4 protein-coding genes and 1 pseudogene are annotated in these 11,907 nt (G+C 71.6%); 2 read left to right on the forward strand and 3 right to left on the reverse strand.

Annotated elements, in window-relative coordinates:
- Positions 1-143: 143 nt before the first annotated feature.
- Complete coding sequence (locus ACFP3V_RS08080) at positions 144-8,456, forward strand: ricin-type beta-trefoil lectin domain protein (protein ID WP_380581330.1); 8,313 nt, start codon at positions 144-146, stop codon at positions 8,454-8,456.
- Positions 8,456-8,725 carry a YrhB domain-containing protein gene (locus tag ACFP3V_RS08085; protein WP_380581332.1) on the forward strand — a complete coding sequence of 90 codons (270 nt, stop codon included), beginning with the start codon at positions 8,456-8,458 and terminating at the stop codon, positions 8,723-8,725. Before ACFP3V_RS08080 ends, ACFP3V_RS08085 begins: the two co-directional genes overlap by 1 nt.
- A gap of 106 nt (positions 8,726-8,831) precedes the next feature.
- On the opposite strand, the gene ACFP3V_RS08090 is transcribed toward ACFP3V_RS08085, so the two are convergent.
- From ACFP3V_RS08090 to ACFP3V_RS08100, 3 genes and pseudogenes are all read right to left on the reverse strand, one after another.
- Entirely contained in the window at positions 8,832-9,443 is a 612-nt protein-coding gene (locus ACFP3V_RS08090) for a HutD/Ves family protein (RefSeq protein WP_380581334.1), read from the reverse strand.
- A 194-nt stretch (positions 9,444-9,637) separates the two neighbouring features.
- Positions 9,638-11,035: an arylsulfotransferase family protein gene (locus ACFP3V_RS08095; RefSeq protein WP_380581337.1), complete on the reverse strand. Its 1,398-nt coding sequence runs from the start codon at positions 11,033-11,035 to the stop codon at positions 9,638-9,640.
- A 275-nt stretch (positions 11,036-11,310) separates the two neighbouring features.
- Positions 11,311-11,907, reverse strand: a pseudogene (locus tag ACFP3V_RS08100) (hypothetical protein); the annotation flags it as partial.

Genomic DNA, 11,907 nt, shown 5'->3' on the forward strand with positions numbered 1-11,907 from the left:
ATGCGGCGTCAGAGCACGAGGCCCGCACAGGGTATGGCGCGGTCCCACCAGGCTCAATAGCCTCCCGGTTACCACTCAGAGCTGTGAGTGGCATGTGTCTCGGCAGCTCCACCCTCGGGCTGCCTGGCGATTCGGGGAGTGGCATGGCTGGCAGACGTCGCTGGTTCGCGAGCGGGCGCAACCGCGGGTGGGGGCGGGCCGCCACCGCCCTCGCGCTGACGGCGGCGTTCAGCGTGACGGCCCCGCTGGGTGTGGCGCAGGGGGTGACGGGCTATCACTTCAAGGGGACCGTGTGGAACCCGCGGCCCCTCCCGTCCCTTCCGGTCGTGCGCGGCCACGCGCTGACGGACGCGACGGCGACCTCCCTGACGAAGGGCGGCCACGGGCTGCGGCGCTACCAGGCGAAGGCGCCGGCCTGGCCGGCCGCCGGGGCCACCACGGTCGTCCTGACCGCCCCCGCCGCCACGGCCACCGGCGCCGGATCGTCCGCTTCCCCCACCGCATCGGCGCAGGCGCAGGCTTCCGCTGCCGCCGCCCAACGGGCCGCGGCCGCAGGGCACTCGGGCGACGCCGTGCCGGTCTCCGGGCCCGTGAAGGCGTCCGGCCTGCCGGTGTGGGTGGGGCCCGCCCCGACGGCCAAGGGCGCGAACCGGAACGCTGCGCGGGGCGCCACCCCCGCTCAGGTGCGCGTGCAAGTCGCTTCGCACCAGCAGTCGTTGGCCGCCGGTGCCAACGGCATGCTGGTGGGTCTCCAGCGTGCCGACGGGGCGGCCGGCCCCGGTGCGGTGCAGGTGGTCATTGACTACGCCGCGCTGGCCAAGGCCTACGGCGGCGGCTACGGCTCCCGGCTGGCGCTGTTCGCGTTGCCGTCGTGCGCGCTGTCCACGCCGTGGGTGGCGGCCTGCCGCACCCGCACGCCGCTGGCCTTCACCAACCGGGCCGGCGCGGACCAGCTGGTGACCACCCTCACCCTGCGCAACGGCACTGCGGCAGGCGGCAGTTCGACCGCGTCCCGCGGAGCGGGCCCGACCGCCCTGGCCCCCATGGACACCTCCTCCAACATGTCGCTGGTCGGCGTCTCCTCCGCCGACGCCGGCTCGCAGGGCAACTACGGCGCCACCTCGCTCAGCCCCTCCGGCTCCTGGCAGGCGTCCGCCACCGGGTCGTTCACCTACTCCTACCCGATCGACGTCCCGGCGGCGATCGGCGGCAGCGCCCCCAACGTGGCGTTCTCCTACGACTCCCAGTCGGTGGACGGGGAGACCTCGGCGCGCAACGCTCAGGCGAGCTGGATCGGCGACGGCTGGAACTACCAGCCCGGCTTCATCGAGCGCTCCTACCGCGGCTGCGGCTCGCTGCTGAAGTCCGACGGCAGCCACGTGCTCAAGGGCTCCGGCGACGAATGCTGGGTCGGCGACAACGCGACCATCTCCTTCGGCTCCCACTCCGGCCAGCTGGTGCCCACCACCAAGGACAGCTCGGTGCCCGGCATCGTGGCGCAGTGGAAGCTCCAGGGCGACGACGGCACCGTGGTGCAGGAGCTGTCCGGCGCACAGAACGGCCTCTACCAGGGCATCTACTACCGGGTGCTGTCCACCGACGGGGCCATCGCCTACTTCGGCGCCGACCACGCCCCGGCCTCCGCCGCCGAGAACGCAAGCCCGCAGTCCGGCACGCCGACCGACCCCTCCACCCACTCCGCGTGGGGCGAGCCGGTGCTGCACCCGGTCTCCGGCGACCCCTGTTATAACTCCGGCGACGACACCGCGTCCACGTGCTCCAGCCCCGAGGGCTGGCGCTGGAACCTCGACTTCACGGTCTCCCCGACCGGCTTCGTCCAGCGCTACGACTACACGCAGGAGGAGAACTACTACGACCTGGGCGGCGGCCAGGCCGCGTCCGGCAGTTCCGGCACGCTGACCAAGTACACCCGCGGCGGCGTGCTGTCGAAGATCTCCTACGGCTACCAGCTCGCCGACGAGCTGGCCGGCCGGACCCCCGCCGCCGAGGTGGACTTCGTCACCAAGCAGCGCTGCCAGACCAGTTCCAGCTTCGACTGCACCGCCGCGATCGACGACTCGAACGCCACCAACTGGCCGGACGTCCCCTTCGACCTGGCCTGCGAGTCCGGGGACACCACCACCCTGCCGCCCGGGTCGACCAGCGTCCCGGCCGGTACCTGCATCACCGCGTCCCCGAGCTTCTGGACCACGCTGCGGCTGGACCAGGTGGTCACCAAAGTCCACGTGATCGACCCGAGTTCGCACGCGGACAAGGGGATGGTGCCCGTCGACAGCTACCAGCTCGGCCAGGTCTACTCCGACGCGGGCGGCACCGTCGACCCGGTCACCGGCACCACCGTGGACCCCAAGGACGCCGGGTCGCTGCAGGCGGTCATGTGGCTGCAGTCGGTCGCGCACACCGGTGACGCCGACTCCTACGACGGCGGCAACAGCCCGGTCACCCTCAACCAGGTCTCGTTCACGGGGACCGAGATCGACAACCGGGTCAACGACTCCAGTCCGGCGGCGCCGCCGTTGTACCGGCCGCGCATCGCCTCCATCCAGACCGAGACCGGCGAAGGCGTCGCCGTCGAGTACAACAGCACCCCGTGCGCGGGGCTGACCCTGTCGTTCGACCACGCCGACACCAACACCAACTCCTGCTACCCGGTGTACTGGACGCCGCCGGGCAACTCGCAGCCGGTGAAGGACTGGTTCAACAAGGTCACCGTCCACGCGGTGTACGTCAGCGACCTGACCATCGCGCACACCTACGTCCCCGGCCAGACCAAGGTGGTGGCCGGGTCCGCCCAGCACGTCTCCGTGTACTCCTACGGAACCCCGGCCTGGCACCGCGACGACTCCGCGGAGACCGACGACCAGTACCGCACCTGGGACCAGTTCCGCGGCTACCGCACCGTCACCGTCGAATCGGGCGACCCGACCACCAGCGACCCGATCACCCAGATCACCACGACCTACCTGCAGGGCATGGACGGTGACTACACGTCGGACGGAACCCAGCGGTCGGTGAAGGTCCCGGACTCCGTCGGCGACAGCGTCACCGACAGCAACTGGCTGGCGGGCACCGCCCTGGAGACCGACACCTACACCCAGGCCGGCGGCACGGTGCTGACCAAGACGGTCACCCCCGTCTCGAACACGACGCAGACGGCGTCGTCGCCGCAGACCCCGTGGACCGACTGGAACAGCACTGACTTCCCCGGCACCACCGAACCGGCACTGTCCACCCTGCCGCCGCTGACCAGCCACCGCGGCACCAACACCACCAGCCGCACCTACGCCCTCCTTGCGAACGGCACGTGGCGTGAGAACCAGACCGTCACCACCGACGACAGCCAGGGCCGACCGTCGACCGTCGACGCGACCGCCGACGTGACCGGTACCGCCCCGCAGGAGGCCTGCACCACCACCACGTACGCGGCACCCGGCAGCGGCAACCCGATGATGCTGACCTATCCGGACCAGGTCACCAAGGCCGCCGGCTCCTGCGCCTCGCCGACCACCCTGCTCTCCGACCAGCAGATGTACTACGGCGGCGACGGAACACTCAGCGGCATCGGCACCTTCGGCCAGGTCGACCAGACCGGCCTGGTCACCGGCACCCGGATCGCCACCTCCTGCACCACCGGCGCCTACTGCACCGGCAGCAACGAGAACTGGCGCACCACCGCCGCGATGAGCTACGACGGAGCCGGACGCATCACCCGTACCCTGGACGCCAAGGGCAACCCCACCGGCACCACCTACACCCCCACGTGGAACGGCGCCGGTGGCAACACCAACCCGACCACCATCGTCTCCACCAACCCGCAGGGCTGGACCACCACCAGCAAGCTCGACCCGCTGCGCGGCCTGGCCACGGAGAACACCGACGCCAACAACCGCGTCACCGACTTCACCTACGACGCCCTGGGCCGGCGCACCGCCGTCTGGCTGCCCGGCCGGTCGATGAGCGCCAACGCCGGCTCGCCCAACGAATCCTTCTCCTACTCGGTCAACCCTGGTGCGGTGCCCGCCCCCGGCGGCACCATCACCAACCCCGGCGCGCCCACCTCGGTGACCACCAACGTGCTGCGCGAGGACGGCAGTTACGCCACCTCGATCAGCATCTACGACGGCATGCTGCAACTGCGGCAGACCCAGGCCAGCCCGCAGGGCGCGAGCACCAGTGGCCGTCTCATCAGCGACTTCTTCTACGACTCGCACGGCTGGCAGCGCCTGTCCTACAGCGCCTACTCGGACCCGAACAACCCGCCGTCCACGACGATGTACGCCGCGGACGAGACCACCGTCCCGGCCGAGTCGGCGACCGTCTACGACGGCAGCGGCCGGGCGACCGCCGAGGTCCTCTACCACCAGGGCGTAGAGCAGTGGCAGCGGGCCACCAGCTACCCCGGCGCTGACGAGACCGACACCAGCCAGATCGAGGACGCCACCGGCAAGGTCATCCCCAACGGCGGCGGCACCTCCACCAAGACCTTCACCAACGCCCTGGGCCAGACCACCTCCAGCGTGGTGCAGAACACCGACAGCACGGTCAAGCTGACGGGCGGTCAGATCATCCCCTCCGGCACCTCGCTCGCCTCGGGCTCGGTCCGACTGGCGATGCAGGCGGACGGCAACCTGGTGCTGTACGGCGTGGCCACCGGCAAGTCCCTGTGGGCGACCGCGACCAACGGCAACGCCGGCGCCTACGCCCAGTTCGGCACCGACGGCAACCTGCACGTGTACAGCTCCACCGGCAGCAGCCTGTGGAACAGCGGCCTGGCCGCGGCCAGTGGCTCCGTGCTGAAGCTGCAGACCGACGCCAACCTGGTGATCTACAACAGCGCCGGGACCGCCGTGTGGTCCAGCGGCACCTACCACAAGGCGGCCGAGGCCGACGCCACCACCAGCTACACCTACACGCCCGCGGGCCAGGTCGCGTCCGTCAAGGACTCGGCCGGGAACACCTGGAGCTACCAGTACAACCTGCTGGGCCAGAAGACCCAGGCGACCGACCCGAACACGGGCACGTCCTCCTTCGGGCCGTACGACGCGCTGGGGAACCTGGAGCAGACCACCGATCCCCGCGGCCAGGTGCTGTCCTACCAGTACGACTGGGACAGCCGCCTCGTCGGCAGCTACACCGGCCCGTGGTCGGCAACCCCCTCGGACGCGAACCGGCTCACCGAGTTCACCTACGACACCCTCGCCAAGGGCTACCCGACCGCGTCGATCCGCTATGTCGGCGGCAAGACCAGCGGCAAGGCGTACACCGAGGCCGTCACCGGCTACGACACCGCGTACCGGCCCACCGGCACGACGGTGACAATCCCGGCCGCGGACGGCTTCGCGGCGGCGGGCCAGACGACGGCGCCGTCGAGCGGCACGGTCACCTACACGATGTCGGCGAGCTACACCCCGAACACCGGGCTGCTCAACTCCACCACGTACCAGGCGGACGGCGGCCTGCCCGCGGAGACCGTGAGCTACGGGTACTGGGGCACCGACCGGCCCAACGGCTTCGGCTCCAGCATCTCCGGAGCCCCGGCGTACCTGGTGCAGACCGGATACGACGCGCTGGGCCGGGAGACGCAGGCGAACTACCAGACCCTGGCCAGCGGCAAGCAGTTCGCCACCACCGCGCAGTACGACGACACCACCGGCGCGCTGACGCAGACCAGTTCGAGCCTGCAGACGCTGACCTCGGCGCTCGACGTGGTCAACTACCGCTACAACCAGGCCGGCGAGCTCACCGCGATCGACGACCTGCAGAACAACTCCACCCACGACACGCAGTGCTTCAGCTACAACTCGTTCGATCGGCTGACCCAGGCGTGGACGGACACCGGAGGCCTGGACCACTCCGGCGCCACCGACCCCACGGTCGGCGACATCGGCGGCTGCGCCAACGCCGCCCCGCAGGTGTCCGCGACCGCGCCGATCAAGACCACGAGCGTGGGCGGTCCGGCCCCGTACTGGCAGTCGTACACCTACGACCTGCTCGGTGACCGCACCGGCATGGTCAACCACGACACCGGCGGCAACGCGGCCAACGACACCACGCAGACCATGGCCTACCCGGGCGCCGACGGCACCACGGCCGCCACCCACCCGAACCAGGCCACCAGCGTCACCAGCACCACCCCCGGCCTGGGCACCACCACGACGACCCCCAGCTACGCCGATCCCGCCTTCGGCAACACCAACGCGGGCGACACCGCCTCCCGCACCAGCAGCGGGCCGCTGGTCACCAACTTCACGCTCTCCAGCGGCGGGAAGCTGTGCGTGGACGACGCCTCCGGCTCGACCACGGCGGAGAACAAGGTCCAGATCTGGACCTGCAACTCCACCAGCTCGCAGCAGTGGACCCTGGCGTCCGACGGCACCGTGCAGCTGACCGGCAAGGGCGTATGTCTGGACACCGCGGGCGACGCGACGGCGAACGGCACCAAGGTCGTCATCGACGCCTGCGACCACACCAAGTCCACCCAGCTGTGGAAGCCCACCCCCAGCGGCACTCTGGTCAACCTGGCGACGCCGAGCAGCAGTCCGCTGTGCCTGGCCGACCCGTCGTCCAGCGCCACCACCGGCACCCAGCTGGTGATCTGGACCTGCGGCAGCGGCGGCCAGACCTGGACCAGCCCCGGCGCCGGCCAGACCCTCGCCTCGCCGCAGACCTTCACCTACGACGCGGAAGGACGCACCAGCACCGTCACCGACGCCGGCAGCACCGGCGCGCAGACCAGCAGCTACCTCTACGACGCCGACGGCAGCCTGCTGGAGCAGACCACCAGCCTCAACGGCGTCGCCCAGACCCGGATCCTGTACCTGTTCGGCGGAGCCGAGCAGATCACCCAGTACGTCGCCAGCAAGTCCTGGAACGCGCTGCGGTACTACCAGGGCACGGACGGCACCACCCTCACCCGCTCCAGCAGCGGCAGTCTGACCTACCAGGTCGCCAACGGGCAGGGCACCGCGGAGACGGCGATCGACGCCACCACGCTCAACGTCACCCGCCGGTACTTCGACCCCTACGGCAAGCCCCGCGGCGCCACACCCGCCAGCTGGGTGAGCACCGACGAGAACCACGGCTTCCTCGGCAAGCCCACGGACGCCAACACCGGCCTCGACCTGCTCGGCGCCCGCGCCTACGACCCGGTCCAGGGCCGATTCACCAGCGCCGACCCGATGTTCGAGGCCGGCGACCCGAACCAGATGGGCGGGTACACCTACGCCGCCGACAACCCGGCCACGGCGTCCGACCCGTCCGGTCTGATGATCCCGTCCGACCCCGGCTGCGACGGCCCTTGCGGCGGCGGTGACAGCGGCGGCGCGACGGGCGGGGTCTGCACCTGCCAGTGCCAGGGCACCTGCGGCCCCGGCGCGGACACCAAGACGACGAAGAACACGACGACTGTCGTCACCACGACGACCACGACCACCACCACGTCCAGCAACGACGGTGGCTGCCACGGCTTCTGGAGCTGCCTGGGCAGCGTGGTCACCGACGTCGTCGAGGTGGTCGTGGTGGTGGTGGTCGTGGTCACGGTGGTCGCCGCCGTCACGGCGTGTGCCGAGACGGTGGTGGTGGCACCCGCCTGTATAGCCGCGGCAGGGGAGGCCGCGGGCGCCGTGGGCGGCCTGGTCGGCGGCGCCGGCTGCGTCGAGATGGGCTGCGCGGGCACCGGTGCCGACCCCGCCGCTGACGAGCCGAGCAGTACCGGAAGCACCACCGGCTCCACGGAGGCCGACCCACCCGCGGCGACGTCGGGCGGCGGCTCGACCTCGGAGGAGCCTCCTCCCAGCAGCGGCTCGGCAGCCACGTCCTCCAGCGCCGGCAGCGCGGCCAAGGCCGCGAGCAAGGGCGGCTCCGCGGACGACTCCGCCGCCTCGACGAACGCCACCAACGACAGCACCGCGGCGCCCTCCACTCCGAGCAAGGGGGCGAGCGGTACCGCGGGTTCGGGAAGCGGTGGGGAGTCGGCAAGCTCCTCGACCGGCGCGATGAGGAACTCCCCCCGGCAGAGCCGGTACGGTGAGACCTACGTGACTCCCAGCACCCCGCACCTGAAGGCGCTGATCAACCCCACGAACGGCAGGGTCAACTGCGTCGCCTGCGCCATCGCGACCGACTCCACGATGGCCGGCAACCCCGCCTCGGCCATCCCGGGTGGCCCGTTCCCCATCAGCAACATCACCCGGTACAGCGGGCGGAGTCCCTCATCCGGAAAGCTCGCCGGCATCATCCAGCGGATGCGGATCGCCGGTCCGGGCGCCCGCGCCATCGTGGTCGGCACGCGCAAGCAGCCCGACGCGGACGGTGTGCAGGGCCACGCCTTCAATGTGATCAACTACCATGGGCTCGTCGTGTTCCTGGACGGCCAGGGCGGTTTGGCAGATCCGGTTGACACCTTCGTCAGCTACATGCTCTGGAGGACGAACTGATGGTGGGACCCGACCAGGCGCTCGAGATCGCCCAGGCATTCCTCGACGGTGAGAACCTCGAGCGGTACGGATACACGCCGATGGTGGACACCAAGTCGTTGTCCGAGCTGGACGGCAACTACGTCGTGGCCTGGAACACTGAAACATACCTGCGTACACGGGACCTGACGGAATCCCTCGCCGGCAACATCCCGCTCTTCATCGACGGGGCGTCCGGCGAGTGCAGGTACGCGACGGACGAGGAGAGCCGTCGGTACTTCCGCGGGTGATGGCTCGCGCAGACGCGTGGCGGGGAGCTTTCGCTCCCCGCCACGCGTCATGATGCCTCCGCGCGGACCGGTGGTTGACCCTCCCCGCAGTAGCCCGGGTGCGTCCTCAACGCGGTCCGATGTCGAGGGGTTCGAAGGTGACCACCGCCGTCGTGCCCGAGACCGTGAGCGGCTGGGGCGGTGCGAAGGCATCCGGCTTCAGCAGGAGGGCATCGAGGCGGGTGAGGGTCACGCCGAGGGCGGGGAGCGTGGCGGTGCCTTCGAGGACGACGACCAGCGTCGTCGTGGTCCCGGCGGCGGGCCCGGCCGTCGCGCCGGGCAGCTCAGTGCGGGCCTCGCGCACGATGCCGACGCGGGCGGAGACGCTGTCGCGGCGGGTCATCACGTTGAAGTCCACGATCGCGCCGCCCAGCAGGCGACAGTTCGTGACGGCATCACCGGGGAACGCGAACGGACGGAAACGATCGGCCAGTTCGTACGTGACGCCGTCCACAGTGAGGGCCATCCCGGGCCCCTCCACCACGGTGATGACCCGGTCCACGCCCGGGAAGGAGGAGAAGGGACCGCCCTTGGCCACGTCGGCGAGACTGACCCGCCAGTCGAAGGTCTCCAGACCAGCGCCGGCAGGGGATGCGGCGATCTCCCGGGTCACTCCGCCCCCGTTCTTCCAAGGCGTGGCCTTCCGGTCCGCGGCCCGCAGTACCTGCGTGGTCTCCATGAACGGTCCCCACTCCCGTCGTCCGTGTCGGTCAAGCCCAGGGCGACAGGCTAGCGCCGGGTGCTGCCGCCCCACCGGACGGCCATCGCCTCCGGGCTGATCGGGCAGGTCACTGCCTCGAGCCGGGCGGGCTCGGCCTGCTCGTGTCAGGCCAGGGCTGAGGACGCGTCCTTCAGCCCTGGCCTGACGGTGCGTCAGCGGCTGTGCCAGGGCAGCCGGTAGGCGCGGTACGAGGTGACGCCGTCGGGAAGGCGGGCGTCGAAGACGAGGGCGCCGTGCCGGTCGAACTCGGAGACGTAGGGCAGGGAGCCCCAGCCGACCAGCGTGTGCCCGTCGCGCAGCGGCTGGGCGTCGCCCTGGGACGAGGCGCTCAGCCCGTGCGGCTGGTCCAGCGACGAGACCAGCGTCGCGGTGCGCCTGCGCAGGTCGAGCTGCAAGGTGACGGCCCGGCTGTAGGGGAGTTCGGCGACCGCCCCGGCCCCGGTGTTGGCCGCGCCGGCCGACTCGTTGTCGAAGAGGCTGTACCGGCCGTGCCCGAGCGGCTCCGGGTCGTGCTGCCAGGCGAAGACGGCCCCGGCGCTGTTCAGCGTCTGCCCGCCGGCGGCCTTGAGGGTGAACGTGCTCGCCTTGCCGCCCAGTTGCCACAGCACAGTGCCGCTGCGGCGGTCGATCTTGTAAGTGGTCCAGGTGTTGCGGGCGTCCACCAGGAGGTTGCCGTCGGTGTCGACCTTGACGGCGTTGATGTGGAACCAGTCCCAGGGGGTGATGGCCGAGGCGGGCAGGGGCTGCTCGCTCTGCGCGTAGGGGACGTGTTCGGCGGCGTCCCACTGGAACAGCACCCTGCCGGTGCGGATGTCCACCTCCTGCACCAGCCCGTCGACCACGGCCTGGTGGGCGCTGCCGCCCAGGGAGGTCAGGTCCGCGGTCTTCTTCGCGTAGACGAGGACGAGGGCGGTGTCGCGCGAGGTGATCAGGAACTCGTGCCCGTCGGCGGAGTAGCCGTTGCCCGCCCTCACCGTGGCGAGGGGGCGGTAGTGGTCGTCGTAGACGACGTCCTCGCCGGTGGCGAGGCCGCCCAGGCCGGTGCCCTGCCACCAGGTGAGCACCTGGTGGCCGCGGTAGCGCTGGGTGCGGAAGTCCGCGGCCGAGAGCCCGGCGGGGAGGGTGTGCGACCAGACGGTCCGGCGGCCGTCGCCGCTGAGGATCTCGACGCCGCTCGCGTAGCGGGAGCCGGTGCCGGAGACGCTGGGGGAGAGGAAGAGATCTCCGCCGGCCGCGGCGCCGTGGGTGGCCGGGGTGAGGGTGGTCAGCGGTGGCAGGGCGGGGGCGTCGGCGGCGCGCGCGGCGGTGCCNGGCGCGGGCCCGGCGGGTGGGACGGGACATCGGGTGCCTCCGGAGGCGAGCAGCGGGAACCGGCCCGCGGCCAGGCCCGGAGGGCCGCGACGGGTCGGCGCAAGGGAGGGAACGCCCGTCGGTGCGGGCGGAGTTGACGGCGCGTCGAACCTGCGCCGCCGTTCAGGCGGTGGGCACGCGAGTGCCGGCGATGTCGTGCGGGGTACTGGGACTGGGCTCAGGAACAGAGCGCGCTGCAGACCCGCAGCAGGTCGACGTGGCGGCGGGCGGTGCCCAGCTCGAAGGCGCCGGCGGACCGGTAGCGGCGGCGGTGTGCCGTGGGCGGCATTCCGGTCCTCTCCTCTGGGTCCGACGGGCCGGGGTCGTTGATCACCGTAGCGGCGTCGCGGTGGACCGGGCAACGCGACGCCCGGCCTGCGGCCGCTTTGTCATCTGGCCGCAATGTGCCCGCCAGGAACGGCCGTTGCTCGGCGCCGGGTTGTGGGGGTGCAACGCTGCCCCCGCCCGGAGAGCGTCAACCGGCCTGCGGGCGGGCGGAATCGGGGTCGACCCCGGCGACGCGCAGGGCGAGGAGAAGCTCGTCGTGGAGGTCGTCGCTGAGAGCGAGAGCGGACTCACGGAGGAGGGGGACCAGGAGCGCGGGGTCGGTGCGGGCCACCTGGGCCGCCTCGGCCGTGGAGCGGGTACGCAGGTAGGCGTCGACGACGGCCCGTGCGGCCGCGGGGCGGCCCTGCGTCGTCAACCGCAGGACGGCGTCGCCGATGGCGGCGGCAGGCCGCGCCATGCCCTGGCGCAGCAGTCGGCCCCCGTCCGCCGAACGGCCCCCGTCGGTCAGGTGTTCGGCCGCTGAGAGCACGTCTTCGGGCGGCAGGGCCGCCGCCTCCCAGAGCAGGGTCGTCCAGTCCGTCGCCAGTCCGGCCGCTTCCAGCCGCCGGGCCAGCAGCGGCAGTCGCTCGGCCGGGCCGTGCGCGGCTTCCACCAGCACGGCGTGCGCCTGTCCGCCGCGTCCGTCGGCCCGCAGGTGCCGGAGCAGGTCGACAGTGTGGCTGACCGCCTCGCGGTCGGCGTCGTCCACCACGGGTGCGGCGGGAGCTGGTGCGGGAGCGGCGGC

This window comes from Streptacidiphilus monticola (assembly GCF_042658505.1).
In the GTDB taxonomy this organism is placed as follows: domain Bacteria; phylum Actinomycetota; class Actinomycetes; order Streptomycetales; family Streptomycetaceae; genus Streptacidiphilus; species Streptacidiphilus monticola.